The sequence below is a fragment of the Streptomyces sp. NPDC004111 genome (genome assembly GCF_042874215.1).
Classification (GTDB): Bacteria; Actinomycetota; Actinomycetes; order Streptomycetales; family Streptomycetaceae; genus Streptomyces.
In genome coordinates this window covers 138,266-164,203 of record NZ_JBIAMU010000026.1, presented here as the reverse complement: position 1 = coordinate 164,203, position 25,938 = coordinate 138,266, and the positions used below count along the sequence as shown (strand labels likewise).

The 25,938-nt window shown below is 72.3% G+C and carries 22 protein-coding genes and 1 tRNA gene; 5 read left to right on the top strand and 18 right to left on the bottom strand.

Translation table 11 applies throughout. The annotated features are described in order from the left end of the window. Window positions 1–146: 146 nt before the first annotated feature. The 5 genes from ACFYVL_RS38635 to ACFYVL_RS38615 form a co-directional block, all read right to left on the bottom strand. Complete coding sequence (locus ACFYVL_RS38635; protein ID WP_389253607.1) at window positions 147–3,254, bottom strand: NPCBM/NEW2 domain-containing protein; 3,108 nt, start codon at window positions 3,252–3,254, stop codon at window positions 147–149. Window positions 3,255–3,564: 310 nt separating this feature from the next. Further along, window positions 3,565–4,794, bottom strand: a complete 1,230-nt coding sequence (gene mshC / locus ACFYVL_RS38630) for a cysteine--1-D-myo-inosityl 2-amino-2-deoxy-alpha-D-glucopyranoside ligase (protein WP_389253605.1) — start codon at window positions 4,792–4,794, stop codon at window positions 3,565–3,567. Window positions 4,795–4,948: 154 nt separating this feature from the next. Continuing rightward, window positions 4,949–5,788 (bottom strand): SCO1664 family protein, encoded by an 840-nt coding sequence (locus ACFYVL_RS38625; protein WP_389253603.1) that lies wholly within the window; start codon window positions 5,786–5,788, stop codon window positions 4,949–4,951. After that, entirely contained in the window at window positions 5,752–6,342 is a 591-nt protein-coding gene (locus ACFYVL_RS38620) for a DUF3090 domain-containing protein (RefSeq protein WP_389253601.1), read from the bottom strand. The genes ACFYVL_RS38625 and ACFYVL_RS38620 overlap by 37 nt, the downstream gene beginning before the upstream one ends. Before the next feature lie 75 nt (window positions 6,343–6,417). After that, window positions 6,418–7,119: a histidine phosphatase family protein gene (locus ACFYVL_RS38615; RefSeq protein WP_389253599.1), complete on the bottom strand. Its 702-nt coding sequence runs from the start codon at window positions 7,117–7,119 to the stop codon at window positions 6,418–6,420. A gap of 83 nt (window positions 7,120–7,202) precedes the next feature. Between ACFYVL_RS38615 and corA the strand changes: the two genes are divergently transcribed. Continuing rightward, entirely contained in the window at window positions 7,203–8,195 is a 993-nt protein-coding gene (gene corA, locus ACFYVL_RS38610; RefSeq protein WP_389253597.1) for a magnesium/cobalt transporter CorA, read from the top strand. Between the two features lie 30 nt (window positions 8,196–8,225). Here corA and ACFYVL_RS38605 read toward each other — a convergent pair whose 3' ends face one another. Together ACFYVL_RS38605 and ACFYVL_RS38600 are read right to left on the bottom strand one after the other, a co-directional pair. Further along, window positions 8,226–8,996, bottom strand: a complete 771-nt coding sequence (locus ACFYVL_RS38605; protein WP_389253595.1) for a ferritin-like domain-containing protein — start codon at window positions 8,994–8,996, stop codon at window positions 8,226–8,228. Window positions 8,997–9,230: 234 nt separating this feature from the next. Continuing rightward, on the bottom strand, window positions 9,231–10,280 hold the full coding sequence (locus ACFYVL_RS38600; RefSeq protein WP_389253593.1) for an LLM class F420-dependent oxidoreductase: 1,050 nt from the start codon (window positions 10,278–10,280) through the stop codon (window positions 9,231–9,233). A 129-nt stretch (window positions 10,281–10,409) separates the two neighbouring features. On the opposite strand from ACFYVL_RS38600, the gene ACFYVL_RS38595 reads away from it, so the two are divergent. Continuing rightward, window positions 10,410–11,393, top strand: a complete 984-nt coding sequence (locus ACFYVL_RS38595; RefSeq protein WP_389253591.1) for an aldo/keto reductase — start codon at window positions 10,410–10,412, stop codon at window positions 11,391–11,393. A gap of 113 nt (window positions 11,394–11,506) precedes the next feature. Beyond that, a complete protein-coding gene (locus ACFYVL_RS38590; protein WP_389253633.1) occupies window positions 11,507–13,993 on the top strand; it encodes a helix-hairpin-helix domain-containing protein in 2,487 nt (828 codons plus the stop codon). Window positions 13,994–14,092: 99 nt separating this feature from the next. Here ACFYVL_RS38590 and ACFYVL_RS38585 read toward each other — a convergent pair whose 3' ends face one another. Continuing rightward, a complete protein-coding gene (locus tag ACFYVL_RS38585) occupies window positions 14,093–14,737 on the bottom strand; it encodes a hypothetical protein (protein ID WP_389253588.1) in 645 nt (214 codons plus the stop codon). 47 nt (window positions 14,738–14,784) lie between these two features. On the opposite strand from ACFYVL_RS38585, the gene ACFYVL_RS38580 reads away from it, so the two are divergent. Then, complete coding sequence (locus tag ACFYVL_RS38580) at window positions 14,785–14,973, top strand: DUF5703 family protein (RefSeq protein WP_389253586.1); 189 nt, start codon at window positions 14,785–14,787, stop codon at window positions 14,971–14,973. 129 nt (window positions 14,974–15,102) lie between these two features. Here the strand turns inward: ACFYVL_RS38580 and ACFYVL_RS38575 are convergent, their stop codons facing one another. The 3 genes from ACFYVL_RS38575 to ACFYVL_RS38565 all read right to left on the bottom strand — a co-directional run bounded on the left by ACFYVL_RS38575 (window position 15,103) and on the right by ACFYVL_RS38565 (window position 17,803). After that, entirely contained in the window at window positions 15,103–15,909 is an 807-nt protein-coding gene (locus tag ACFYVL_RS38575; protein ID WP_389253584.1) for a chaplin, read from the bottom strand. A gap of 139 nt (window positions 15,910–16,048) precedes the next feature. Then, window positions 16,049–16,282, bottom strand: coding sequence for a chaplin ChpH (gene chpH, locus ACFYVL_RS38570; RefSeq protein WP_389253582.1), 234 nt, complete (start codon window positions 16,280–16,282; stop codon window positions 16,049–16,051). Between the two features lie 189 nt (window positions 16,283–16,471). Beyond that, window positions 16,472–17,803: a M20/M25/M40 family metallo-hydrolase gene (locus ACFYVL_RS38565; RefSeq protein ID WP_389253580.1), complete on the bottom strand. Its 1,332-nt coding sequence runs from the start codon at window positions 17,801–17,803 to the stop codon at window positions 16,472–16,474. 204 nt (window positions 17,804–18,007) lie between these two features. Between ACFYVL_RS38565 and ACFYVL_RS38560 the strand changes: the two genes are divergently transcribed. Continuing rightward, window positions 18,008–18,092 (top strand) — tRNA-Leu (locus ACFYVL_RS38560). A 133-nt stretch (window positions 18,093–18,225) separates the two neighbouring features. Here ACFYVL_RS38560 and ACFYVL_RS38555 read toward each other — a convergent pair. The 7 genes from ACFYVL_RS38555 to ACFYVL_RS38525 form a co-directional block, all read right to left on the bottom strand. After that, a complete protein-coding gene (locus tag ACFYVL_RS38555) occupies window positions 18,226–18,858 on the bottom strand; it encodes an MBL fold metallo-hydrolase (RefSeq protein ID WP_389253578.1) in 633 nt (210 codons plus the stop codon). After that, entirely contained in the window at window positions 18,855–19,943 is a 1,089-nt protein-coding gene (locus tag ACFYVL_RS38550) for an S-(hydroxymethyl)mycothiol dehydrogenase (RefSeq protein ID WP_389253576.1), read from the bottom strand. The genes ACFYVL_RS38555 and ACFYVL_RS38550 overlap by 4 nt, the downstream gene beginning before the upstream one ends. A 128-nt stretch (window positions 19,944–20,071) precedes the next feature. Further along, entirely contained in the window at window positions 20,072–21,538 is a 1,467-nt protein-coding gene (locus tag ACFYVL_RS38545) for an amino acid permease (protein WP_389253573.1), read from the bottom strand. Continuing rightward, window positions 21,535–22,290 (bottom strand): FadR/GntR family transcriptional regulator, encoded by a 756-nt coding sequence (locus tag ACFYVL_RS38540; RefSeq protein WP_389253571.1) that lies wholly within the window; start codon window positions 22,288–22,290, stop codon window positions 21,535–21,537. The genes ACFYVL_RS38545 and ACFYVL_RS38540 overlap by 4 nt, the downstream gene beginning before the upstream one ends. 497 nt (window positions 22,291–22,787) lie before the next feature. Further along, a complete protein-coding gene (locus ACFYVL_RS38535; protein WP_389253569.1) occupies window positions 22,788–23,435 on the bottom strand; it encodes a cytochrome b/b6 domain-containing protein in 648 nt (215 codons plus the stop codon). Continuing rightward, window positions 23,377–24,174, bottom strand: coding sequence for a molybdopterin-dependent oxidoreductase (locus ACFYVL_RS38530; RefSeq protein ID WP_389253567.1), 798 nt, complete (start codon window positions 24,172–24,174; stop codon window positions 23,377–23,379). The genes ACFYVL_RS38535 and ACFYVL_RS38530 overlap by 59 nt, the downstream gene beginning before the upstream one ends. 127 nt (window positions 24,175–24,301) lie before the next feature. Beyond that, entirely contained in the window at window positions 24,302–25,885 is a 1,584-nt protein-coding gene (locus ACFYVL_RS38525; RefSeq protein ID WP_389253565.1) for an APC family permease, read from the bottom strand. Window positions 25,886–25,938: the final 53 nt, after the last annotated feature.

The following is a 25,938-nucleotide window of genomic DNA, read 5'->3' as shown; positions in this document are numbered from 1 at the left end:
GGCGGGGGGGGGGGCCCCCCCGGGGGGCGCGCCCCCCCCCCCCGGGGCGGCCGCCCCCCCCCCCCCCCCCCCCGCCGGCGGGCCGGGCCCCCCCCCCCCCCCCCCCCCGCCTCCACGTCGTGGAGGGCCGGTTGCCGCCCGGCGCGTCAGGCGCAGGTGAAGCGGGCCGCGGCCCAGTCCCCGTGGTCGCCGGACTTCTTCGCGTCGGTGTCGGTGACCTTGAGCGTGACGTGCCGGGCGCCGTCCAGTTTCACGTCCACCGCCGCGGTCGCCGAGGCCCCGGTCAGCTTGGGCGAGGTCCACAGCACCTTGCCGTCGGCCTCGACGGAGAAGGCCACTTCGCCGTAGCCGTTGATCTCGTCGTCGATGCCGACGTCGGCGGTGAAGGCGGTGCACCGGCCGCCGGTGTAGACCTCGATCGCGGAGTCGGCGTGGGTGCCGATGCCCTTGTCGTAGGTCTTCCCGGCGAGGGTGAGCTTCTTGCCGTCGGTGGCGCCGGACTCGCCGTTGCTGCGGTCGCGTTCGGCGGGCCCGTAGCCGTTGGACGACTTCAGCCAGACCATGTCGCTCGCCCAGGTGCCGGTGGTGGGCGGTGGCGGCATGACGGCCGCCCCGAAGCGCTGGACGGTGGTCCTGTCCTCGCCCGCCGCGCGGTGGCGGGCGGTGGCGGTCAGGGTGGTGTCGCCCGGCACGGCGTCCTTGGCCGGGGTGACGGCGACCTCGACGCGCCGGGTCGTCCCCGCCGGTACGCGGTCGACGGTGGCGGCGGGGGTGACCTGCCAGCCGGCCGGTGCGTTCAGCGACACGGAGACGCCGGTGGCCTCGCGGCTGCCGGCCGTCACGTCGACGGCCACCTTCCCGGTTTCCCCGGCGCCCAGTTCCTGGCCGGGGGCGACGGCGAGGGAGGCGGCGGCACCGGGCTGCTTGCCGCCGACCGCGCTGGTGTCCTCCAGCTCCAGTGCGAAGGACCGGTTCGTGGGCAGCGGTGCGGTCTTCACCCTGACCACTCCCCCGCGGTCGTCGCGGTCGTACCACCAGCCCTGGACGGCACTGTCGTACGCCTGCCTGCTCTTGAGCCGCGGCAGTTCGCGTCCGGCGAGCTCGACCTCGTCGGGGGCGGAGTTGGTGTGCACGGTGAAGGCGTACGGCCGGCGGGTCTGCTTGCCGGTGAAGTCTCCGTTGCTCGCGCCGATCCGGATCGAGACGTCGCCCGCCCCGCGCCGCGGGGCCTCGACGTCGGCCCGCTGGGTGGCGAACCTGCCGTCCCGGTGCTGCCGGGTGACGCCGTCGTCCTCGTACAGCGTGAAGGAGGACCGGCCCTGCGGGTAGACGTCCCAGGCGAGCGGGGAGTCCGCAGTGCGGTCGGCGTACGAGCGGATGCCCGGCCACATCGGGATGTTCGCGCCCGCCTTCACGAACAGCGGGAGGGTGTCGAGGGGCGCGCTGTAGTCGTCGAGGGTGACGGGACCCTCGTAGGTACGGCCGCTCCAGTAGTCGGTCCAGGTGCCCTTGGGCAGGTAGATCCCGTCCCGCTCGGCGCTGTCCTGGTACACGGGGGCGACGAGGAAGTGCTCGCCGGACATGAACTCGTACTTGGCGGCGTCGGTCGCGGCCTTCGGGTCGTCCGGGAACTCCAGGGACAGCGGGCGGACCATGCCGACGCCGGTCTTGGTGGCCTCGTGGGCGTAGGAGTACTGGTACGGCAGCAGCGACTCCTTGAGCTTGAGGTAGTCGCGGTTGATCGAGGTGTACGGCTCGCCGTAGCGGAAGGGCTGCTTGTCGTTGGCGGCCCAGCCGTCCATGGTCATCGTGGTGCCCAGGAACATCTTCCACTGGAGGTCGCGGGTGTACGTCTTGGCGCTGCCGCCGAAGATGCCGTCGACGTCACCGGTGGTGTAGGCGAGCCCGGACATGGTGGAACCGGCGTACGTGGGGATCTGCCAGCGGATGTACTCCCAGCTGCCGGACTGGTCCCCGGACCACTGCACCCCGCAGCGCTGGGCGCCCGCCCAGCTCTCCGGTGCCCAGGTGAAGCCGCGGGCGTCGCTGTTCGCCTCGATGCCCTTGTAGGCGTCCTTGCAGCCGTCGAGCGCGAACTTGTAGCCGTCGCCGACCCACGCGACGTCCAGCTTGGCGACCCGCTGCCCGGCCTTGACCTGCTCGCCGAGCTTGTCGATGCCGTCCTCGGTCCACAGCCCGAGCTGCATCTTGCGGTCCTGGAGCCCCTTGGCGGTCTGGGCCAGGTCCTCGTAACCGCACCCGTAGCCGTCGTTGACGAGCATCCAGCCGTTGGGCATGTCGTTCTGGACGTAGCCGTCGGCGACCTTCAGGGAGTCCAGGGTGCGGCGCTCGCCGCGGTTGGCGTTGTGCAGGTAGCAGTCGGCGTCGCCGATCTCCATGCCGTAGATCGGCGGGAGGAAGGGTTTGCCGGTGAGCTGCGTGTACTTGCCGATGACGTCCTTGCTGTCGCGGCCGGCGAAGTAGTAGGCGTCGAAGCGCTGTTCCTTGGCGGCGGTGGTGACGTCGGGCTGCTTGTCGGCGAAGGAGTAGGTGTTGGGGGCGTAGGTGTTGCGGTAGACGCCGTAGCCGGCGGTGGAGAGGTAGAAGGGTACGGAGTTGGGGTGGCCGCCGTCGTCCCAGTTGTAGTCGACGCCGACCTCGACGGTCTTGCCGCGGTGGGAGGTGTTGCCGCGGCCGTTCTGCATTCCGGCGCCGTAGAACTGCTCGTCGGCGCGCGGGGCGAGGGTCTGGGTGGTGGTGTCCTTGCCGTCCGTGCCCTTCCCCCAGCTGATCCCCTTGGCCTCGGACCACAGCTGGGTGCCGTCGGCCCGGTACAGGGCGAAGCGCAGGGGCGCCTTGTACGCGCGCAGGGTGACCTTGCCGGTGCTCAGCTCGTACCGGTCGCCGCGGTCCTTCCAGCGCACCCGGGGTGCCTTGCCGGACTGCGGCAGGACGATGTCCGTGCCGGTCGGGTCGGTGAACTTGCCGTCCGGGGCGAGTTCGACGCGGAAGGTCTCCTCGGTGACGAAGGTGACGCGGGCCTCGGCGGAGTCGGCGTGCAGGCGGAAGGTGCGGCCGTCGGGGGCGGCGTCGAATCCGGTGAGGTCGCCGACGGTGGTGCTGTCGGCGGCGCCGGCGGCAGCGGCGCGGGCCGGTTCCGCGGCCGTTCCGGTGCCGCCGGGCCCGGCGAGCGCGAGAACGAGCCCGAGGAGCGCGGCGGGGACGGCGGCTCTGAGGAGGGTGGGTGGTCTCATGGGGCGTTGTTCTAGCGCGGTTGGCGTGTACGCGACCATGGACTTGCGTGGGGGGTGCGTGGACTTACGTGGACACAGAGGGGCCGCGCCCCTTCAGGGGCGCGGGGAACTGCGCGAGCGGGCACATCGAAGCCGCGGATACGCACCCGGCCCAGGAGGGCTCGCCACCCGTTTCGGGAAGGGGCGGGGTGGGGGAAGGCCCCGCGCAGCGGCCGAGCCCCGGCCATGGGGCGGCCGGGGCTCGGGCGGAGGCAGGAGTGAAGGGGGTCATCCGCGACAGGCGGGCCCCCCGCCCACCTGCACGGACGTGCTACAGCGCAACCCCCAGCAACGCATCCACCGTCCGCGAGATCACTCCCGGCGCCCCCTCCTCCGTACCGCCCTCGGACTCCTGGCGGGCCGCCCACGCGTCCACCGCCGCCAGCGCGCCCGGCGCGTCCAGGTCGTTGGCCAGCGCTTCGCGTACCGCTTCGACGGTCGCGTCGGCGGACGGGCCGTCCGGCCGGGAGACCGCCGCACGCCACCGCTCCAGCCGGGCCACCGCGTCCGCGAGTACCTGGTCGGTCCACTCCCAGTCCGCCCGGTAGTGGTTCGCCAGCAGGGCGAGGCGGATCGCCGCCGGGTCCACCCCGTCGCGCCGCAGCTGCGAGACGAAGACCAGGTTGCCCCGGGACTTCGACATCTTCTCGCCGTCCAGGCCGACCATGCCGGCGTGCACGTACGCCTGGGCGAACGGGTGCTCGCCGGTCAGCGCCTGGGCGTGCGAGGCGCCCATCTCGTGGTGCGGGAAGGCCAGGTCGGAGCCGCCGCCCTGGACGTCGAAGCCCATGCCCAGGTGCTCCAGGGCGATGGCGACGCACTCGATGTGCCAGCCCGGCCGGCCGCGGCCCAGCGAGGCGCCGTCCCAGCTCGGCTCGCCCTCGCGGGCCGCCATCCACAGCATCGGGTCGAGCGGGTTCTTCTTGCCGGGGCGCTCCGGGTCGCCGCCGCGCTCGGCGGACAGCAGGCGCATGGCCTCCGCGTCGAGCCCGGAGACCTCGCCGAAGTGCGGGTCGGCCTCGACGGAGAAGTAGATGTCGCCCTCCAGCTCGTAGGCCGCGCCGGAGTCCCGCAGCCGCTCGACGAGCGGCACGATGCCGGGGATGGCCTCGACGGCGCCCACGTACTGCTGCGGGGGCAGCATGCGCAGGGCCGTCATGTCCTCGCGGAAGAGGGCGGTCTCGCGCTCGGCGAGGCCGGTCCAGTCGATGCCGTCGCGGATCGCGCGCTCCAGGAGCGGGTCGTCGACGTCCGTCACGTTCTGGACGTAGTGGACCTGCCGCTTGGTGTCGAGCCACACGCGCTGTACCAGGTCGAACGCGTTGTAGGTCGCCGCGTGACCCATGTGGGTCGCGTCGTACGGCGTGATGCCGCACACGTAGATGCGGGCGACGGGACCGGGGTCGAGTGAGACCAACCCCTGGGTCGCAGTGTCGTGGATCTGGAGGTCGCGGCCCTTGCCGGGCAGGGCGGGGACCTCTGAAGCGGGCCAGGCATGCATGTAGCGAGCGTAACCGGACGCATGTTCCGGTTACGAACCGGACCGGGATCTTGACCGATTACGCCGTCTTGCGCACACCGCCCCCGATGGGGCACGGCCCGCGCACCCCGGACGGATCACCCGCCGGGCACACCGCCCCCGGCCGGCCACGGCCTCACACCGGCGGCCACGGGATCGCGGGCCACTGCCCGCTCGGCTGCGGGTGCGCCGCCGATTCGCGCAGGGTGGCGACCCGTCCGCGCAGCGCGGCCAGTTCCGCCGCCGTGATCAGTTCGGCCAGCCGGGTGGCGAGCAGGGTCCCGTCCGCGAGGTCGTCGGCCAGCTTGGCCAGTACGGCGACGGCCTCGTCCGGCAGCGGTTCCCCGGCCCAGCCCCACAGCAGGGTGCGCAGCTTGTCCTCGACGTGGAAGGTGACGCCGTGGTCGATGCCGTAGAGCCGGCCGTCGCCCGTGGGCAGCAGGTGGCCGCCCTTCCGGTCGCCGTTGTTGATCACCGCGTCGAGCACCGCGAGGCGGCGCAGCCGTTCGTCGTCGGCGTGCACGAGCAGGGCGGTGCGGCCCTCCTCGATCTCGGCCAGCACCACCGGTTTCCAGCCGTCACCCGGTTCGTCCTCCTCGACGAGGGCCAGCAGCGCGCCGCCCGCCTCGGGGTCGCCCTCGATCCACAGCTGGCACATGCCCTCGCCGTACGGCCCGTCGCGCAGCACCGTCGGCGGGATCAGCCCCCAGCCGGTCGCCCGGGAGATCTCGTACGAGGCGACCTCGCGCCGGGCGAGGTTGCCGTCGGGGAAGTCCCACAGCGGCTGTTCGCCCGCGACCGGCTTGTAGACGCACGTGGCGCTGTCGCCGTCGTGGGAGATCTCGCAGTAGAGCACCGCGTTGGACGCCTCGCGGACCTGGCCGAGCACCTTCAGCTCGCCCTTGGCCAGCAGCGTCAGGGGGTCGCCGGGCACCGGGGTCACAGCCCCCGCCGGTATCCGTTCTGGCGCGGGCATACGTGTCCCTCCGGGTCGAGCGGCAGGCTGCACAGCGGGCACGGCGGGCGGCCCGCGTTCACGACGTCCAGGGCGCGCTTGGCGAACGCCCTGGCCTGGGCTCCGCTGAGCCGCACGCGCAGCATCGGCGGGCCGTTCTCCTCGTCCTGGAGCAGCCGCTCCTCGGCCTCCGCGAGGTCTTCCTCGGTGTCGACGTCGAGTTCGACCAGGGCCTGCGCCTCGACGATCATGCGCTGTTCCTCGCCGTCCCAGGCGAGCGCCATGGTGCCGACCCGGAACTCCTCCTCGACGGGGGCGTCCAGCGGGGCGCTGTCGTGCACGTCGGCGGGGGCCACGGCCGGTACGGGGGCGTTGCCGCCGGTGCGGCGCACCACCTCGTCGAGCAGTTCGTCGATCCGTTCGGCCAGTGCCTCGACCTGGGTCTTCTCCAGGGAGACGCTGGTGACCCGGCCGGCCGCCGACGCCTGGAGGAAGAAGGTACGGCGGCCAGGCAGCCCGACCGTACCGGCCACGAAACGCTCCGGCGGGTCGTAGAGGAACACCTGACGGGACACGTCCTGATCTCCATCGCTTCGGGGGGCTGGGAAGGGAAATGGTTTACGGCGCGACCACCCTACTGTGCACGGCGATCACGGTGCTCCCGCGCCACCGCCCACCGCCGCGTCGCCATTGTCCGTACCCGCGCTGTCGTCGCTCGGGCGCGGGGCGAGGGAGGCCAGGTCCCCGGTGTCGCCCAGGCGTACGAGAAAGGGCCGGAGCCTGGTGTAGCGGATCACCGTCAGGGAACACGGGTCGACGTGAATCCGCTGGAAGAGGTCGAGATGCATGCCGAGGGCGTCCGCCACGAGCGACTTGATGATGTCGCCGTGCGAGCACATGACGTACATCGCGTCGCTGCCGTACTCGGCGTCGATGCGCGTGTTCCAGTCGCGTACGGCGTCCACCGCTCGGGTCTGCATGGCGCGCATGGATTCGCCGCCGGGGAAGGCCGCGGCGGAGGCGTGCCGCTGGACGACGTCCATCAGGGGGTGGTCGGTGAGTTCGCCGAGCTTGCGCCCCGACCACTCGCCGTAGTCGCACTCGTTGATCCGCTCCTCGGTGTGCAGGGGCAGTCCGGGGCGGGCGTCGAGCAGCGGCCGCAGGGTCTCCCGGCAGCGCTGGAGGGGGCTGCTGACCGCGGCGGCCAGGGGCAGCGCGGCGAGCCGGGCGGGCAGGGCGGCGGCCTGTCCGGCGCCGTGGTCGTCGAGGGCGACACCGGGCGTCCGGCCCGCGAGCAGCCCGGCGGTGTTGGCGGTGGAGCGTCCGTGCCGCAGAAGAATCAGCGTGGCCATGCTCCTCAGCGTAGGCGCAGGGACGCAGGTGGCCGAAGGCGGACAGGTGCAGCGGGGTGCGCGACGGGCCCGGCCCGGGGAGAATGCACGCCGTGATCGTCGACTGCGCCATCTACCGCGAGGGCCGCCGCACCGAGGGCCCGGCCGACTTCTCCGACGCGCTCGCCGAGGCACGTTCCGCGAAGGACCGTTTCCTGTGGATCGGGCTGCACGAGCCGACGGAGGAGGAGTTCTCCCTCGTCACGTCGGAGTTCGGGCTGCACCCGCTGGCGGTGGAGGACTCCCTGTCGGCCCATCAGCGGCCGAAGCTGGAGGTGTACGAGGACTCGCTGTTCGTGGTCCTCAAGCCGGTCGTGTACGAGCCGAAGAGCGACACCGTGACCACGGGCGAGCTGATGGTCTTCGTCGGCGACTCGTTCGTGGTGACCGTGCGGCACGGCGAGGGCGCGCCGCTGACGGCCGTACGGGCGCGGCTGGAGTCGGATCCCAAGGTGCTGGCGCACGGTCCGACGTCCGTGCTGTACGCGGTGAGCGACGCGGTCGTCGACCACTACCTGGAGGTCGCGGCCGAGCTGCAGACCGACCTGGAGGAGCTGGAGGCGGAGGTCTTCGCGCCGCCGGGCGGCGACACCAAGGGCACCGCGGGGCGGATCTACACCTTCAAGCGGCAGGTGCTGGAGTTCCGGCGGGCGACGGGGCCACTGACCGGGCCGATGCAGCGGCTGGCCAGTCCGGGGCTGCCGTTCGTGCACGAGCACGCGCAGCCGTTCTTCCGCGATGTCGGGGACCATCTGACCCGGGCGAACGAGCAGGTGGACGGCCTGGACCGGCTGCTCTCCGACATCCTGTCCGCGCATCTCGCGCAGATGGGGGTGCGGCAGAACGACGACATGCGGAAGATCTCGGCGTGGGCGGCGATGGCCGCGGTCCCGACGATGGTCGCGGGCATCTACGGCATGAACTTCGAGAACATGCCGGAGCTGAAGTGGTGGTGGGCGTACTACGCGGTGCTGGTCTTCATGGTGCTGTGCGAGGTGGGGCTGTACCGGCTGTTCAAGCGGCGCGGCTGGCTCTGAGCGGTACGGGGACCCGCGGGGCCCGTTCTCCTAGGCCGCGGGGCCGTTCAGTGCTCCCCTGCGCTCGGGCATGGTCAGGGTGACCATCCGCCGCCGGCCGAGGACCCGCTCGTAGAGGTGCATCAGGCGGATGCCGGTGGCGAGCAGGGTGGATTTGGGGCGCGACCAGCCGAGGAGCTGTCCCATCCGGGCCATCACGGCGAGGCTGACGTCCCGGTAGACGCCGATCTCCACCCGTACGCACTCGTCGAGGACGCGCCGGATGGTGGGGCCGTGGCCGAGGGCGGCCAGCCGCAGCAGTTCCTCCTGGCAGTAGGCGAGGTGGTTCTCCTCGTCCTGGCAGATCATCCGGATCGGCTTGCCGGCCTCGGGGTGGTTGCCGAAGTGGGTGACGAGCATGTCCATCTGGTCGGCGGCCCGCTGCTCGGTGACCCTGCTGTGGGCGAGGTAGACGACGATGTCCTCCTCGGTGAGCGTGGTGTCGGCGCGCAGTTTGCTGTGCGCGAGACCGATTCCGGCGCGTTCCAGGAGCAGTGTGTAGTCGAGCGCGAGGGGCACCTCGACCTCCGTGAGGTCGCGCTTGTTGAGCAGGGCCCGGAAGAGCCGGCCGTGCTTGTCCTCGTCGGCGCCGTGCCGGGCGATCTTGGGGGCGAGGTCGCGCATGGTGTCGGGAACGAGGGCGGCGATGCGGCCGTTCTCCCAGCCGCCCTGGGCCTCGCCGCTGGCCGCGACCGAGCAGAACAGCCGGAACGACTCGTCGTTGTCGAGGATTTCCTGGAAGAGACTCCGAGCAGAGAGCATCACTGCCACCTCCGTGCACCTGTCGCACCGGCCGTCGAACCCAATGTGTCGAGTGAAGTGCGGTACGGACCGGGAGGCAACAGGTATGACGGACAAGTCGCCCGCATGAGGGAGCGTGCAATCCCTTCGCAGGGCGTAACCGACGGGCCGCTGGCGCGTTGTGCTGCATGACGGCCGTGGCGGGGAAGACCCCCGAGCCCCCACCACGGCCGCTGACTTCGAATCCCCTGTGCGCTAGGCGAGTCCGGCGTGCTCCAGGGCCTCCGTGCCCGCCCGCAGCGCGGCGATCCGCTCCTCCCGCGTGAATCCCGCGGGCGCCAGCGTCAGGGTGGTCACTCCCGCGGCGGCGTACGCCTGCATCCGCTCGGCGATCCGCTCGACCGGGCCGAGCAGGGTGGTCTGGTCGATCAGCTGGTGGGGTACGGCGGCTGCCGCGCCGTTCTTGTCGCCGCCCAGGTACTTGTCCTGGATCTCGGCGGCCTCCTTCTCGTAGCCCATGCGCTGGGCGAGCTTGTTGTAGAAGTTCTGCTTGCGGCTGCCCATGCCGCCGACGTACAGGGCGGTGTACGGGCGGAACATGTCGGCCAGCGCGTTCACGTCGTCGCCCACCGCGAGCGGCAGCGTCGGGCAGACGTCGAAGCCCTCCATGGTCCGCCCGGCCTTCTCGCGGCCCGCGCGCAGCGGGGCGAGCGCGGTCTCCTCCAGGTGCTCGGCGGAGGGGAAGATCAGCAGCGCGCCGTCGGCGATCTCGCCGGTCTGCTCCAGGTTCTTCGGGCCGATGGCGGCGATGTACAGCGGGATGGTCTCGCGCTCGGGGTGCACGGTCAGCTTGATGGGCTTGCCGGGGCCGTCGGGCAGCGGGAGCGTCCAGTGCTCGCCCTCGTACGACAGGCGCTCGCGGGACATGGCCTTGCGGACGATCTCCACGTACTCGCGGGTGCGGGCGAGCGGCTTGTCGAACTTGACCCCGTACCAGCCCTCGGAGACCTGCGGTCCCGACACGCCGAGGCCGAGCCGGAAGCGCCCACCGGACAGCGAGTCGAGGGTGGCGGCGGTCATCGCCGTCATGGCGGGCTGGCGGGCCGGGATCTGCATGATCGCGGAGCCGATGTCGATGCGCTCGGTCTGGGCGGCGACCCAGGAGAGCACGGTGGGGGCGTCCGAGCCGTACGCCTCGGCGGCCCAGCAGACCGCGTAGCCGAGCCGGTCGGCCTCCTGGGCGACGGCGAGGTTGTCGCCGTCCATGCCCGCTCCCCAGTAGCCGAGGTTGATCCCGAGCTTCATGCGTCGCTCCCTTACTCATCGGTAACGTCCTGGTGCGGCGGACTCTAGCGCGCCCGGAACACATTCGTCTGCGGCGGGTTGTCCACAGGCCCCGTCTCCCCGAAGGGGTGGACCAGTACTCTCGCGGCCATGGAGCAGAGGCATCTCGGCCGCACGGGCCTGCGCGTATCGAGAATCGGGCTGGGCACGCTCACCTGGGGCCGGGACACCGGCGAGCACGACGCGGCGGACCTGCTGAAGGTGTTCTGGGAGGCGGGCGGCACGCTCGTCGACACGGCCGACGTGTACGGGGACGGCGACTCCGAGTACGTGCTGGGACAGCTGGTGGAGCGGCTCGTCCCGCGCCGGGACCTGGTCATCGCCACCAAGGCGGGCAGCGTGCTCGACCCGGACCGCCGCCAGGACTGCTCGCGCGGCCATCTCCTGGCCGCCCTGGACGCCTCGCTGGAACGCCTCGGCACGGACTACGTGGACCTCTGGCAGGTGCACGCCTTCGACCCCGGCACCCCGCTCGACGAGACCCTCCAGGCCCTGGACATCGCCGTGAGCAGCGGCCGGGCCCGGTACGCGGGGGTCGCGGGCTTCTGCGGCTGGCAGCTCGCGAGGGCCGCCACCTGGCAGCTCGCGGCCCCCGGCACCCGGACCCGGCTGGCCAGTACGCAGATGGAGTACTCGCTGCTCCAGCGGGGCGTGGAGCGCGAGGTACTGCCCGCCGCGCTGGACCTGGGGGTCGGACTGCTGCCCTCGTCGCCGCTGGGCCGGGGCGTGCTGACCGGCAAGTACCGGCACGGCACACCGGCCGACTCGCGCGGCGCCTGCGACCATCTCGCCCCGTTCGTCGCGCCCTACCTGGACGACGCGGCCGGCCGCATCGTGGACGCGGTCGCGACGGCCGCCGACGGCCTGGCGACGACCCCGCTCCAGGTGGCCCTGGCGTGGGTACGGGACCGGCCGGGCGTGGCCGCCCCGATCGTCGGCGCGCGCAACGCGCAGCAGCTCGCGGCGGCATTGTCAGTGGAGGCGCTTAGTCTGCCCTACGAGATCTGCCGAGCGCTGGACGACGTGTCCGCGCCCGTGCACCGCTATCCCGACCAGGACTGGAGCACGCTGTGACCGCGCACCCCCGGGGGGAGACCCCCGTCCCCCCGGCCGACCCCGAGGCCGCGGAAGCGACCGGGACACCGGACCAGCAGGCCGCACCTGACGACCCGGACGGCGACACGCCCGTGGAGGACACACCCACGGAAGACACGTCCGCGCAGGACACGCCCGGCCCGGAGGCGACCGCCCCGGACGGGGACACGTCCGGGACCGCCCCTGACGCGACTGCGCAGGACGCGACCGCGGAGCACGAGACTGCGGAGCACGAGACCGGCACCGGCACACCCGCCGAGGACGGCGCCGCGCCGGAGGAAGCCGCGCCCGCCGGGGACGCGGACGGGTCCGAGGCGCCCGGGGCGGACGGGGACGCCCCCGAGGCAGCCGCGCCCGCCGAGGGCGAGGACGGTGCCGGCCCGGACGCGTCCGCCGGGGAGGACGACGGCGCGGCCGACTCCGACGACGCGGACAGCGCGCCCGACGGGGGGACCGCGCCGGCGGCCGGGGACGACGCCCCCGCCGCGCCCCAGCTCTCCGAGGCCGAGGCCGAGCTGGCCGCCCAGCGGGAGTTCCGGGCCAGGATCGAGAAGCGGAAGGCCGAGAAGCCGGCCATTTCCGCCGGTACCAAGCTGAGCGGGCGTGCTGCCGACCTGATGGCCGCCGTACGGGCCGTGGAGAGCGGCTCCAGGCCCGCCACCGCGTTCGTCGCGGAGCCCGCGCCGGCCGCCGGGCCGGCCAGTGCCCCGGCTCCGGCCGCCGTGCCGTCCCAGGCCGCGTCCCGCCCGGTGACTCCGGCTGCCGGGCCGGTCGCCGCCGGGCCGCGGACGGTGGCGGACGTACGGGGCGTGCTGGCGGCGGGCGGTGCCCCCGAGGAGCTCGCGCCGCAGGTCGCCGAGCGGCTCGGCGAGCAGGCCGCGGAGCTGCTGCGGGAGGACCCCTGGCAGTTGCTTTCCGTACCGGGCGTGCGGCCCGAACAGGCCGACGGGTTCGCCAGGGCGCTGCTCGGCGGGCAGTGCGGCCCGGACGACGGGCGGCGGACCGCTGCCCTGGTCGGCTGGCTGCTGGAGCGGGCCGCCCGGCAGGGCCACACGGCCGTCCCGGCCGAGCAGGTGTGCACAGCGCTCGCCGGGCACGCGGTGCCCGACCCCGCAGGAGCGGTCGCGCACGCCGTCGCGGAGGGCGTCGCACTGTCCCTCCAGGAGGACGACGGGGCCGACGACGCGCAGGAGGAGGAGCCGGCGGACGGCGAGGAGGCCGCGGACGGCGGCCCCGACGCGCCGGAGCCCGCGCCCGCCCTGCTCGGTCTCGACCGGTACGCGATGGCCGAGGAGAGCCTGGCGGAGGGCCTCGCCCGGCTGGTGAACTCCCCCGTGGCCGACGCCGGGGAGTGGGAGCGGCTCCCGGGCTCCGCGGGCGAGTTGGTGCAGGCGGTGGCGGACCACTGCCTGGTCGCCCACACCGGCGGCGAGGCGTCCCGCGCGGAACCGGCCGCCCTGCTCGCGGCGGCCCACCGGCTGGGCCTGCGCGCGTTCGCCGCCACCCACAGCCCCGACGGCCGCGCCCGCGTGGCCGCGGCACTCGACGCGGCGACCGGGACCCCCTCCCCGGACGGCGGCCCGGCGGCCCCGGACGGCGACGCCCGCCCCGCGGCACACCCGTGGGCGGTCACCCTGGCCGGGCTGCTGTCCGGCGCCGAGGGTCCCGGCCGGGACGCGGACGGTGCGCTCGCCCTCGACCTGCTGGTGGTGCTCGACGCACCCCAGCTCGACGTGGAGACCGGCGCGGTGCTCGTCGAGGCGCTGCCCGACGGGGCGCGCCTGGTGCTCAGCGGCGACCCCGGCGTACTGGCCTCGGCCGGTGCCGGGCAGGTGTTCGCGGACGTGCTGAGCGCCCGCGCCTGTCCGCAGATCGCCTCGCGCACCCCCGACCCGGGCCCGATCGGCGAGCTGGTGTCGGGCATCGGCATCGGTGAGCTGAACCAGGTCGCCGCCCCCGGCAAGGAAGTGGTGATCGTGCCGGTGCGCGACGCGGGCGAGGCCGTGCACCGTACGGTCCAGCTCGTCGCGGACTCGGTGCCGCGGGCTTTCGGAGTACCGCCCGAGGACACCCAGGTGATCACCCCGGGCCACGGCGGCTCCGCGGGCACCCGGGCGCTCAACGCGGCGCTCAAGCAGCGGCTCAACCCGGGCCCCGGCCGGTTCGGCGGCTTCGACGCGGGCGACCGGATCGTGTACGTCCCGGTGGCCGGGCGGACCGTGCCGGGCACCGTGGTGGGGGCGGACGCGGAGGGGCTGCACCTGGACTGTGCCGGCACGCCCGTCGTCGTACCGAAGGAGCGGGTCGAGTCGTCGGTGCGGCACGGCTGGGCGCTGACCGCGCACCAGGCGGCCGGGATGCGCTGGCCGGCGGTGGTCGTGGTGCTGCCGGGCGACGCGGCGCAGGTGCTGGACCGCCCGTGGGTGTACACGGCGTTCGGCCGCGGTGAGCGTCATCTCTCGGTGGTGCACGGGGTGGACCAGGCGCTGCCGCGTGCGGTGGCCGAGGCTCCGGCGCGCCCGCGCACGACCAGGCTGGCGGAGCTGCTGCGCCCGGCACCGGCCGGGGCGACGGCGTAACGGCACGGGCGTCCGACGCGTGACCAAGGGGGTGCGGGGCAGTGACTGCCCCGCACCCCCTTGGTGCGGCTGCCGCGCGCGGGCGGCCCCGTTCTGCGCTCAGACCTCTTCGAGGTCGTCCATCTCGTCGTCGTCGAAGACCGAGCTGACGTCGAAGCGGCACACGACGCTCTGCGGATCGGCGCTGTCGAACGGGGAGTTGAGCCACTCCCCCGGCTCCGGAAGTTCCTCGACGGCGGCGATCCACAGCGTGGAGTCGCCCTCCTCCAGACCGAACTCCTTGTGCCGGGAGGCGATCTCGTCGGGCTCGTACTCGCCGAAGAGCACCCCGAGGGCGGCCTGCACACTGCTGCCGACCACGCCCGCGGAGGCGGGTAGTCCGTTGGTGCCGACGTCCGGGTCGAGGTCGGCGATGCGCTGTGCCTGGGCGAGCAGCCGCTGCGGCTGGGAGACCGCGTAGTCGCGCCGGATCAGCACGCTGAGCGCATCCAGGGGCCCGGTGTGGGCCGGGAAGGACGTCTCGGGGCTGGGGATCTCGAAGGGGGTGACCTCGTCGTAGCGCTCGTAGAGCAGCTCGTCGTAGTCCTCCGCGGCTGCGGCCAGTTCGTTGAAGGCGTCGTAGACGGCGGGGTCGTCGTCCCCGGAACGGCGTTCGACCGCCTCAAGGTGGCGGTCCAGCGCGGCTTTGACCGCCTCGGCGGCGGCGCGTACCTCGGCAGCGGTGGGCTGAACGGCATCAGACATAGTGCAGACGCTATCCGTAGACGACCTCTGCCCGCACAATAGATGCGATGCCGGAATACGAATTTGTCGACGTGTACGTCCCGCGCGGGGTTTCCCGCAAGGAGGCGACCCGCCTGCTGACCGACCACGCCGAGTACGGGCACTGGGAACTGGACCGACTGATCCTGCGCCACGACGGGAGCCGCCGGGTGCGGCTGCGCAGGCGGATCATCCGCCAACTGCGGGCCACCTGGTGAGGTGACAGCGCCACGGCCCCATACCGGCCGGGCACTTCACGCAGCGGGCCGCGCCGTGACGGGACCCGCTCCGTGAAGTGCTGTTGCTCCGTGTCGTCGCGCCGGACCTGGCCGGCGCCGTGACCGCGGTTACGCCGCCGAGCGCGACCGGCGGTAGAGCACCGCGCCCGCGAGGAGCAGACCCGCGCCCGCGGGGATCACCGTGCCGAGCGCGCCGGACGCGCCGGTCTGTGCGAGCGACTCGGTGGCCTTGGGCTCGGTGACGGTCTGCGTCCGCGGGGTGTTGGGGATCGCCCGGGTGGGCGGGGTGTGCGGCTGCGGCGGGGTGACCGGGTGGTGCGGCTCGCCGGGGGTCCCGGGGTTGCCGGGGTGCGGCGGCTCGTCGGGGGTGGCCGGGGTGGCGGGCGACTCGTTCGCGCAGTCGTTGCCCATGGCCGGGTTGAGCAGGCCGACGACGCTGACGCCGTTGCCGCAGGCGTTGACCGGGATGTCGATCGGCACCTGGATGTTGTTGCCGGAGCCGATGCCGGGCGAGTTGGCGGTGGTGCCGTCGGCGGACGAGCCGCCTCCGGTGTGACCGCCGCCGGTGTGACCGCCCCCGGTGTGGCTGCCGCCGCCGGTCTGGTTGCCGCCGCCCGTGTGGCTGCCGCCGCCGGGTCCGGCCGGGCCGGGCTTGCCGGGGGTGGCCGAACCGGACTTGTTGGCGCACGCGTTGCCCATCGCCGGGTTCAGTGCCCCGATGACGTTGACGGTGTTGCCGCACGCGTTGACCGGGACGTGGACCGGGATCTGCACCGAGTTGCCGGACAGCACGCCCGGCGAGTGCGACGCGGTGCCCTCCGCACCCGAGTCGGCCTGCGCGTAGCCGCCGCCCAGGGCGAGCACGCCACCGGCGGCCGCGACGGTGATCAGACCTTTTTTGGTGACCTGACGCATTGGATCGTTCCCCTGCCTCTTCCGGAATGCCCGCGGACGTGCTTGACCGCGGGCCGCAATGCGAGGGCGGCCCCGGAGTGCATGGCGCGCACTCCGGGGCCGCCCGGGAATCAGACCCTCAAGGGGTCGTGGCACAACGTCAGCTGTTGACGCAGGTGTTGCCGAAGGTGGGGTTCAGCAGACCGATCACGGAGACCGTGTTGCCGCACGCGTTCACGGGCACGTGGATCGGCGCCTGAACAACGTTGCCGGAGAGCACGCCGGGGGACTGCAGCGCAGCGCCCTGGGCACCCGAGTCGGCGACGGCCATACCCGCACCGGCGAGAACGAGGCCACCAGTGGCAGCCGCAGCAGCGACGACCTTCTTGATCATTGTTCCTCCTAGTTGGAAAGTGCGATCCCAGCCGCGGACCGCACCACCTGTAACGAAGAGAAACGGGCGGGGCTACGACCCGGTCCCACCATTCACTCTTTTCATTCAATTAGCACGTGAGGGCGAATACCCGGGCAATACGTTTCCGCAACCCCCGTCCTGGGCATCGCCCCGCGCCCCTGCCGGGTCTCAGCAGGCGTCGATGAAGCGGTCCAGCACCCGGGCGCCGAACTTGAGCCCCTCGGTCGGCACGCGCTCGTCGACGCCGTGGAACATGCCCGCGAAGTCCAGCTCGGGCGGCAGCTGCAGCGGCGCGAAGCCGAAGCAGCGGATGCCGAGGTCGTCGAAGTGCTTGGCGTCGGTGCCGCCGGAGAGCATGTACGGGATGGCGCGGGCGATCGGGTCCTCGGCGCGCAGAGCGAGCTGCATCGCGTCCACGAGCTTGCCGTCGAAGTCGGTCTCCAGCGCCCTGTCGCGGTGCGAGCGCTCCTCGTCGATCTTCACCCGCGGGCCGAGGATGCGGGCGAGGTCGGCGTGGAACTCCTCCTCGTAGCCGGGCAGGAAGCGGCCGTCGACGTGGGCGCTGGCCTGGCCGGGGATGACGTTCACCTTGTAGCCGGCGTCGAGCATGGTGGGGGCGGCGGAGTTGCGCAGGGTCGCGCCGACCATCTTGGCGATGCCGCCGAGCTTGGCGAGGGTCTCGTCCATGTTCTCCGGGTCGAGCTCGGTGCCGAGCGCGTCGGAGAGCTCGTCGAGGAAGGAGCGCACGGTCTTGGTGACCCGCACCGGCCACTCGTAGCGGCCGAGCCGTCCCACCGCCTCGCACAGTTCGGTGATGGCGTTGTCCTTGTTGGTCATCGAACCGTGGCCCGCGGTGCCGTCCACCGTGAGGCGCATCCAGTTCATGCCCTTCTGGGCGGTCTCCACCAGGTAGAGGCGCAGGTTCTCGTTGACCGTGAAGGAGAAGCCGCCGACCTCGCCGATGGCCTCGGTGACGCCCTCGAAGAGGTCCGGGTGCTTGTCGACGAGGTGCCGGGCGCCGTAGGTGCCGCCGGCCTCCTCGTCGGCGAGGAAGGCCAGCACGATGTCGCGCGGGGGCTTGCGGCCGGAGCGCAGCCGGTCCCGGACGACCGCGAGGGTCATCGCGTCCATGTCCTTCATGTCGACCGCGCCGCGCCCCCAGAGGCAGCCGTCGGCGATCTCGCCGGAGAACGGGTCGTGGGTCCAGTCCGCCGCGTTGGCGGGCACCACGTCGGTGTGGCCGTGGATGAGGAGGGCGGGCCGCGACGGGTCCTCGCCCTCGATGCGGGCCACGGTCGAGGCGCGCCCCGGGTGGGACTCGAAGATCTTCGGTTCGAGACCGACCTCGGCGAGCTTCTCCGCCACGTACTCGGCGGCCCCCCGCTCGCCCGGCCCGGAGTGGTCGCCGTAGTTGCTGGTGTCGATGCGGATGAGGTCCCGGCAGAGGTCGACGACCTCGTCCTCGCCGGTCACCTTCCGGGTCGTGTTCGACTCGCTCACGCTGCTTCCTCCCACTGCGTTCCTGGTGGTCCCCCTCATCCTCTCGCCCGCACCGCCGCCGCCCAAGGGGGGCCCACCTGCGCAATACGCCGTTCACGCAGGTGGGAGGCCCGATCGGGGGTGGTGATCGAGCACCCCGAACCCCTGGTATTGTTTTCCACGTCGGAACGGGACAGCACAAAAGCCCCAACCGGCAGACACCTTGTCCGGGTGGCGGAATGGCAGACGCGCTAGCTTGAGGTGCTAGTGCCCTTTATCGGGCGTGGGGGTTCAAGTCCCCCCTCGGACACAGAGACGAGAAGGCCCCCAGATGATCTGGGGGCCTTCTCGCATGTCCGGGCCCGTCCCCCGGCGGGCCGATGTCCCGGGGCACGGACAAGGGGGCCGCCCGGTGCGGGCGGCCCCCTTCGTCGTGACCGGTGTCAGTGGCCGCGGGCGATCCAGTCTGCGAGGTGGGGGGCCTCGGTGCCGATGGTGGTGGAGTCGCCGTGGCCGGTGCGGACGGCGGTGTCCGCGGGGAGGGTGAGCAGCCGGTCGCGGATCGAGTCGACGATGGTCGGGAAGTGGGAGAAGGAGCGGCCGGTGGCGCCGGGGCCGCCCTGGAAGAGGGTGTCGCCGGTGAAGACGGTGCCGAGGTCCGCCGCGTAGAGGCAGACGGCGCCGGGGGCGTGGCCGGGGGTGTGCAGGACCTGGAGGGTCGTTCCCGCCACGGTGAGTTCCTGGCCGTCGGTCAGGGTGCCGTCCGGGGCGCGGTCCGGGTGGGTCTGCTTCCAGAGGGGCAGGTCGTCCTCGTGGAGGAGGATCGGCGCGCCGGTGGCCGCCGCGAGGGCGGGGGCGGCGTCGATGTGGTCGTTGTGGGCGTGCGTGCAGACGATGGCGCGCAGGGTGCGTCCGGCGAGGGCGGCCAGGATGGCGTCCGCGTCGTGGGCGGCGTCGACGACGATCGCCTCGGTGTCGTCGCCGACGATCCAGACGTTGTTGTCGACGTCCCAGGTGCCGCCGTCGAGGGAGAAGGTGCCGGAGGTGGTCAGGTGGTCGATGCGGGGCTCGCTCACGAGAACTCCACCACCGAGCGCAGGACGTCGCCCTCGTGCATACGGGCGAAGGCCTTCTCGACGTCGCCGAGGCCGATGGTCTCGGTGACGAAGGCGGCCAGGTCGATGCGGCCCTGCTGGTGCAGGTCGACGAGCATGGGGAAGTCCCGCGAGGGCAGGCAGTCGCCGTACCAGGAGGACTTGAGGGCGCCGCCGCGGCCGAAGACGTCGAGGAGGGGGAGTTCGAGCTGCATGTCGGGCGTGGGGACGCCGACCAGGACGACGGTGCCGGCGAGGTCGCGGGCGTAGAAGGCCTGCTTGTACGTCTCCGGGCGGCCGACCGCCTCGATGACGACGTCGGCGCCGTTGCCGCCGGTCAGCTCGCGGATCGCCTCGACGGGGTCGGTGGCGCGGCTGTTGACCGTGTGGGTGGCGCCCATGGACCTGGCGGTCTCCAGTTTGCGGTCGTCGATGTCGACGGCGATGATCTTCGCCGCTCCGGCGAGCCGGGCGCCGACGACGGCCGCGTCGCCCACTCCCCCGCAGCCGATGACGGCGACCGAGTCGCCGCGGCCCACCTGTCCGGTGTTGATGGCGGCGCCGATGCCCGCCATGACGCCGCAGCCGAGGAGGCCCGCGACGGCCGGGGAGACCGACGGGTCGACCTTGGTGCACTGGCCGGCCGCGACGAGGGTCTTCTCGGCGAAGGCGCCGATGCCCAGGGCCGGGGAGAGTTCGGTGCCGTCGAGCAGGGTCATCTTCTGCTTGGCGTTGTGGGTGTCGAAGCAGTACTGGGGACGTCCGCGCAGGCAGGCCCGGCACTGGCCGCAGACCGCGCGCCAGTTGAGGATCACGAAGTCGCCGGCCGCGACGTCGGTGACGCCCTCGCCGACGGCCTCCACGACGCCCGCCGCCTCGTGGCCGAGGAGGAAGGGGAAGTCGTCGTTGATGCCGCCCTGCTTGTAGTGCAGGTCGGTGTGGCAGACGCCACAGGCCTGGATCTTCACCACGGCCTCGCCGGGTCCGGGGTCGGGGACGACGATCGTCTCGACGCGCACCGGCTCGTTCTTGCCCGGGGCGATCACGCCGCGCACCTGCTGTGGCATGTGGGGTCCTTCCTGACCTGGCTGGATGACTGGCTGAAGAGGTGTCTGACCTCGCAATATGTCCGACCATACGCCGGTCGGCCGCCTCCCCGGAGGGGAGACGGCCGACTGCGGTGCGCGGGCGTGGATCAGAACTGTCCGGTGCGCTCCGCGGCGATGGCGTTCACCCGGCGGCGTACCAGGAACCAGCCGCCGACGAGGCCCGCCGCGATCAGCGGGAGGCAGTACACCGTGGTCCGGCCGACCCCGTCGCCGTACCACATCAGGAAGACGACGATCGCGAGGAAGACGAGCGTGACGATCTGGGTGTACGGGGCCCAGGGCAGCTGGTACGAGGGGCGTTCCAGCAGGCCCTGCTGGGAGCGGCGCCAGAACAGCAGCGAGCAGGTCATGATCATCGCCCAGGTGCCGAGGATGCCGATCGAGGCGAAGTTCAGGACGATCTCGAAGGCGTCGTCGGGGACGACGAAGTTCAGCGCGACGCCCAGGACGCCGAAGCCCGCGGTGAGCAGGATGCCGCCGTAGGGGACCTGGCCCTTGTTCATCAGGCCGGTGAACTTCGGGGCGGAGCCCGCCAGCGACATCGAGCGCAGGATGCGGCCGGTGGAGTACAGGCCGGAGTTCAGGCTGGAGAGGGCGGCGGTCAGCACGACGAGGTTCATGATGGCCGCCGCGCCGGGCACGCCGATCTTGTCCATGACGGTGACGAACGGGCTCTGCTTGTCGGTGTACGCGGTGTACGGCAGCAGCAGCGCGAGCAGGACGACGGAGCCGACGTAGAAGACGCCGACGCGCCACATGATCGAGTTGATCGCCTTGGGCAGCACCTTGTGCGGGTTCTCCGTCTCGCCGGCGGCGACGCCGCACAGCTCCACGGAGGCGTACGCGAAGACGACGCCCTGGATCACGATCAGCATCGGCAGCACGCCCATCGGGAAGATGCCGCCGCCGTCGGAGACGGTGGAGAAGCCGGGGGTGTGGCCGTCGACCGGGGTCTGGGTGACCACCAGGTAGATGCCGATCAGCATGAAGACCACCAGGGCGGCGACCTTGACGATGGCGAACCAGAACTCCAGCTCGCCGAAGTACTTCACCGAGATGAGGTTCGCGGTGAGGCAGACGGCCAGGGCGATCAGCGCGAGTATCCACTGCGGGATGTCGCTGAACATGGCCCAGAAGTGGGCGTAGGTCGCGGCGGCGGTGATGTCGGCCACAGTGGTCGTCGACCAGTTGAGGAAGTACAGCCAGCCCGCCGTGTACGCGCCCTTCTCACCCATGAACTCGCGGGCGTAGGAGACGAAGGCGCCCGAGGACGGCCGGTAGAGGACCAGCTCGCCGAGGGCGCGGACGACGAAGAACGCGAAGACGCCGCAGACGGCGTACGCGATGGCCAGGGAGGGGCCCGCCCCGGCCATCCGGCCGCCCGCCCCGAGGAAGAGGCCGGTGCCGATGGCTCCGCCGATGGCGATCATGTTGATGTGGCGGGACTTGAGGTCCTTGCTGTACCCCTCGTCACCGGCGTCGACGTGCGAGGACGTCGAGGGCGGGGACGGCGGGGCGCTGTCGACGGCCGCAGTGCGGGTGCGGTCACTCATGTATCGCTTCGCCTTCGTATGGGGGGATGTGCGGTACCGGGGCGCACGAGGGAGTTGAGTGCGGTCTCGACGAGTTCGAGGTGGGCGGCCATGGCGTGCACGGCTGCCCCCTCGGACCCTTCGACGATCGCTTCGACCAGGGCCCGGTGCTCGATGTCCGACTGGCGTCGCCGGTCACCGAGTTGGTTCAGGAAGCTGGACTGCCGCGCGAGGGCGTCCCGGATCTCTTCGATGATCTTGCTGAAGACGGGATTGCCCGATGCCCTGGCGACGGTGAGGTGGAACATCGAGTCCAGGGCCACCCAGGCGGTGGGATCCGTCTCGCGTTCCATGCTCGCGATCAGCGTGAGGAGATGATCGATGTCGTCCTGGGTGCGGCGAGCAGCAGCGTACCCCGCCACGGGGATCTCCACGTGACGGCGGACTTCCAGCAGGTCACGGGCCGAGTACGAGCCGAAGACCGGATTCTGGTCCACACCGGCCGACTCGACGTACGTGCCCTTGCCCGCGCGCGACACCGTGAGGCCGAGGGCCTGGAGGGTGCGCAGGGCCTCGCGGACGACGGAACGGCTGACGCCGAAGTGCCGGCCGAGCTCCGCCTCGGTGGGGAGCTTGTCGCCCACGGCCAGTTCGCCGGACCCGATGGCATCACGGAGATGCGCGATGACGACATCGGTCGCACTCACGCGTCTCGGGATGCCGGGAGCGCCACCCTGAGTACTTGCGGAACCTGGTATTCCATCCGAGCTCATGGGGCTTGTCCGGCTGTCTGACAAGGCCATGCGGAGAATGCTCGGGCGTCGTTACTGGTGCGTCAAGGCTGAACTGAGAGGAATGGGCGGGCTGATGAATTTCTCACACGTCGTAATCGTTACGGGCTCAGCGGGTACAGGGGAGGCAGCAATTGGGGCATTACCGGCGCAAAGGGTCGGGGTGTCGTACGCGGAGGGTAATGACTTCCCGCCGGCCGCCAACCCCGCCGGGACGACCGGCACAACGCCGCCGACCGACGAGGGGCGGCGGCCCCGACGGGAGCGGCTCGGCGAACGGGCCCCCGCGCGGGGCGACTTGGGCGGCGCGGTGGGCTGCCCGGCGCTACACAGGGTGGTGCTGCCGGATTCGCCGTACGCGTCGCTGGAGGGGGCCGGCAGGAACGAGACGGGCGTCACAGTGGACGTCGCGGGCGCGGCCGGATGCCGGGCCGTCCGTGCGGACCGTGGGCGGCGGACGGCGTGCGACGGGCTAAGGGCTACGGGTGCCAGTGCGGGTGCTCGTTCTCGGCCCAGGTCCGGTCGACCGTGCCGGTGCGCATGCCCACGCGGGACTCCGGGTGGGTCAGGGCCGTCCAGAGGTGTCCGGCGACGACGACGCCGATGAGCAGGGCGAGCCAGTCGTGGACGAAGGTGGCGCCGGTACGCCAGAGGACCGGTGCGAGATGGGTGAACCACATCAGCAGGCCGGTGCCGAGCATGACCAGTACGGCGCCCGCGATCCAGCCCGCGTACAGCTTCTGGCCCGCGTTGAACTTCCCCGCCGGGCGGACGAGCTCGCGGCGGCGGGCGGCCCGCAGCCAGTCCCTGTCGTAGGGGGCGAAGCGGCCGATGCGGCGGAGGTCGGCGCGGAAGGCCCGGGAGAACAGGCCCAGCAGGTAGGGGACGGGGATCAGGACACCGGTCCAGATGTGCACGGTGACGACCAGGTGGCGGCGGCCCACCAGCTCGGCGAGGAAGGGCAGGTAGAGGAAGGCGGCGGTGGCCACGCAGGTCAGGGTCAGGACGGCCGTGGCCCGGTGCACCCGGCGTTCGGCGCGGGTGAACCGCTCCACCCGGGCGGGGAGTTCAGACGGTGGGGGTGTCGGAGCGTCCGTTCGACCGGCCGACCCAGGCGTCGATGTCATAGCCGAGTTCCTCCCAGTAGCCGGGGACGACCCGGTCGGTGACCGTGATGCCCGAGAGCCATTTGGCCGATTTGTAGAAGTACATGGGGGCGACGTACAGCCGCACCGGGCCACCGTGCGAATGCGTGACGTCCTCGTCCCGCATCCGCAGCGCCACCAGCACGTCCTGGCGGCCCGCCTGCTGGAGGGTGAGGCTCTCGGTGTACGTACCGTCGAAGCAGGTGAAGCGGATCGCGCGGGCGGTCTCCCGCCTGACCCCGGCGAGCGCCAGCAGGTGCGAGAGCCGCACGCCCTCGAAGGGCGTGCCCGGCACTCGCCAGCCGGTGACGCACTGGACGTCGCGCACGATCCGGGTCTGCGGCAGCGCGCGGAGCTGGTCCAGGCTGTACGTGGCGGGGCGCTCGACCAGTCCGTCGACGGTGAGCCGGTAGTTCTCCGGGGTCTTCTTCGGGACGGAGGAGGCGACCGAGTAGTAGCGGAAGCCGCCGGTGCCGGGCAGGAGCCCGGTCAGACCGGTGGGGTCCTTGCCGGCCGCCGCGCCGAGGAAGGAGTCGATGCCGCGCTGGACGTACGGGGCCGCCGCGACGCCCGCGGCGCCGAGACCGAGCATCCCGAGGACGAGACGGCGGCCGACCGGAGCACCGCGCGGGGACTCGGGCGGGTCCGGTGCGGCGGGCGGGGGCCCGGACCGGTCCGGGGCGGCGGGCGGGCCGTCGGAGGGCGGCGGTTGAGGGTTCACACGGACGATTCGAGCACTCGTGGCCGCCCGGATCCAGGGGCCACGGGCACTCGTCAGCGTTTCGTAAGGTGTACCGGCCCGTCACCGGAGGTCCGGCAACGGGCCGTGGCGGGGGCCGCGGCCGAGGTCAGTCGCGTGCCGCCGCCGACTCGGACGCCGCCTTGTCCAGCTGGAACGCCTCGTTGCCGAGCCCGATCCGGGCGTGCACCTCGGGCTTGCGGGAGCGCAGCACCAGGCCGAAGACGATGCCGCCGATCAGGGTGACGCCGATGACGCTCGGCAGGATCCAGCTCAGCGCGGAGCCGGGGCCCGCGCCCACCAGCACGTCGAAGTCCTGGACGGTGAAGACCGTGATCACGGTCAGCGCGACACCGGCGATGCCGGAGGCGATCAGCCAGCCCGCCTGCGCGCGGGCCGCGCCGCGCCGGACGAAGAAGGCGATCACCGCGAAGGACGCCACGGCCATCAGCACCATCACGCCGAGCGCGCCGATGTTGCCCATCCAGGTGAAGAGGTGGAGCACCGGGACGGTGGGGTCGCCGTTCGGCTTGTCGTCGGTGAACGCGAAGACGGCGACGATCACCAGCGAGATGGCCGTCTGGAGGAGGGAGCCGGTGGCGGGGGCGCCGCTGGCCTTGTTGGTGCGGCCGAAGGCGGCGGGCAGCAGCCCCTCGCGGCCCATCGCGAAGGCGTAGCGGGCGACCACGTTGTGGAAGCTGAGGAGCGCCGCGATCATTCCGGTGACGTACAGCACGTGCAGGATGTCGTTGTACGTGGAGCCGAGGCGGGCCTCGGTGAGCGAGAAGAGCAGGCCCGGCCCCTCGGCGGCGGCTGCCTTGACGACGTTGCCGGGGCCCGCGGCGACCGACATCGCCCAGGAGCTGAGGGCGAGGAAGACCACGCCGCAGCCGACCGCCAGGAACATGACACGCCGGACCACGACCTGGGGGCGGGAGGTCTCCTCCGCGTACACGGGGGCCTGCTCGAAGCCGACGAAGGCGGCGATGCAGAAGCACAGGGCGGTGCCGAGGCCCGCACCGGTGAGGGTCTCGGGGTTGAAGGCCGCCATGGAGAGGCCCTCGGGTCCCGGCGAGGCTATCGCCGCGATGTCGAAGACGACCACGAGGGCGAACTCGATGACGAGCAGCACGCCGAGCACCTTGGCACTGAGGTCGATCTTGAGCCAGCCGAGCAGGCCGATGCCCGCCACCGAGACCAGCGCGATCACCCACCAGGAGACGCTGAGGCCGAGGTACGCGGAGAAGAGGCCGGACACCTCGAAGCCGAGGATGCCGAAGATGCCGACCTGCATCGCGCTGTACGCGACGAGGGCGACCATCGAGGCACCGGCGCCGACCGTCGGACCGAGGCCCCGGGCGATGTACGCGTAGAACGCGCCCGCGTTGTGGACGTGCCGGCTCATCTCGGAGTAGCCGAGGCTGAAGAGCAGCAGGATCGCGCCGATGATGACGTACAGGAGGGGCTGGCCGACGACGCCCATCACGCCGAAGAGCGTCGGCATGACGCCGGCGACGGTCATCAGGATGGCGCTGGCCGCGAGGACGGAGAGCAGCAGACCCCCGGTGCTGAGGCGGTCGGCGCGCAGCGCCCCCTCCTCCCCCTTGAAGGTGTTGATCCCGCCCGGACCGCCCGGCCCGGCCGGTCCGGCGTTCCCGCCGCTGCTTCTCGTGGTCGAACTGCCCGTCGCCATGGCGGGGTTGTCCCTTCGGTGGATGGAGTGGAAGGTGTCCGGGCGCGCCGCCG

Excerpts from the sequence above, each read along its gene's own strand:
- ACFYVL_RS38535 (WP_389253569.1), bottom strand. The coding sequence starts at position 23,435 with ATGACATCGACGCCTGGGTCGGCCGGTCGAACGGACGCTCCGACACCC.
- ACFYVL_RS38575 (WP_389253584.1), bottom strand. The coding sequence starts at position 15,909 with ATGCGTCAGGTCACCAAAAAAGGTCTGATCACCGTCGCGGCCGCCGGT.
- chpH (WP_389253582.1), bottom strand. The coding sequence starts at position 16,282 with ATGATCAAGAAGGTCGTCGCTGCTGCGGCTGCCACTGGTGGCCTCGTT.
- ACFYVL_RS38635 (WP_389253607.1), bottom strand. The coding sequence starts at position 3,254 with ATGAGACCACCCACCCTCCTCAGAGCCGCCGTCCCCGCCGCGCTCCTC.
- ACFYVL_RS38550 (WP_389253576.1), bottom strand. The coding sequence starts at position 19,943 with ATGCCACAGCAGGTGCGCGGCGTGATCGCCCCGGGCAAGAACGAGCCG.
- ACFYVL_RS38595 (WP_389253591.1), top strand. The coding sequence starts at position 10,410 with ATGGAGCAGAGGCATCTCGGCCGCACGGGCCTGCGCGTATCGAGAATC.
- mshC (WP_389253605.1), bottom strand. The coding sequence starts at position 4,794 with ATGCATGCCTGGCCCGCTTCAGAGGTCCCCGCCCTGCCCGGCAAGGGC.
- ACFYVL_RS38580 (WP_389253586.1), top strand. The coding sequence starts at position 14,785 with ATGCCGGAATACGAATTTGTCGACGTGTACGTCCCGCGCGGGGTTTCC.
- ACFYVL_RS38615 (WP_389253599.1), bottom strand. The coding sequence starts at position 7,119 with ATGGCCACGCTGATTCTTCTGCGGCACGGACGCTCCACCGCCAACACC.
- ACFYVL_RS38605 (WP_389253595.1), bottom strand. The coding sequence starts at position 8,996 with ATGCTCTCTGCTCGGAGTCTCTTCCAGGAAATCCTCGACAACGACGAG.
- ACFYVL_RS38585 (WP_389253588.1), bottom strand. The coding sequence starts at position 14,737 with ATGTCTGATGCCGTTCAGCCCACCGCTGCCGAGGTACGCGCCGCCGCC.
- ACFYVL_RS38545 (WP_389253573.1), bottom strand. The coding sequence starts at position 21,538 with ATGAGTGACCGCACCCGCACTGCGGCCGTCGACAGCGCCCCGCCGTCC.
- ACFYVL_RS38625 (WP_389253603.1), bottom strand. The coding sequence starts at position 5,788 with ATGCCCGCGCCAGAACGGATACCGGCGGGGGCTGTGACCCCGGTGCCC.
- ACFYVL_RS38540 (WP_389253571.1), bottom strand. The coding sequence starts at position 22,290 with ATGAGCTCGGATGGAATACCAGGTTCCGCAAGTACTCAGGGTGGCGCT.
- ACFYVL_RS38525 (WP_389253565.1), bottom strand. The coding sequence starts at position 25,885 with ATGGCGACGGGCAGTTCGACCACGAGAAGCAGCGGCGGGAACGCCGGA.
- corA (WP_389253597.1), top strand. The coding sequence starts at position 7,203 with ATGCACGCCGTGATCGTCGACTGCGCCATCTACCGCGAGGGCCGCCGC.
- ACFYVL_RS38600 (WP_389253593.1), bottom strand. The coding sequence starts at position 10,280 with ATGAAGCTCGGGATCAACCTCGGCTACTGGGGAGCGGGCATGGACGGC.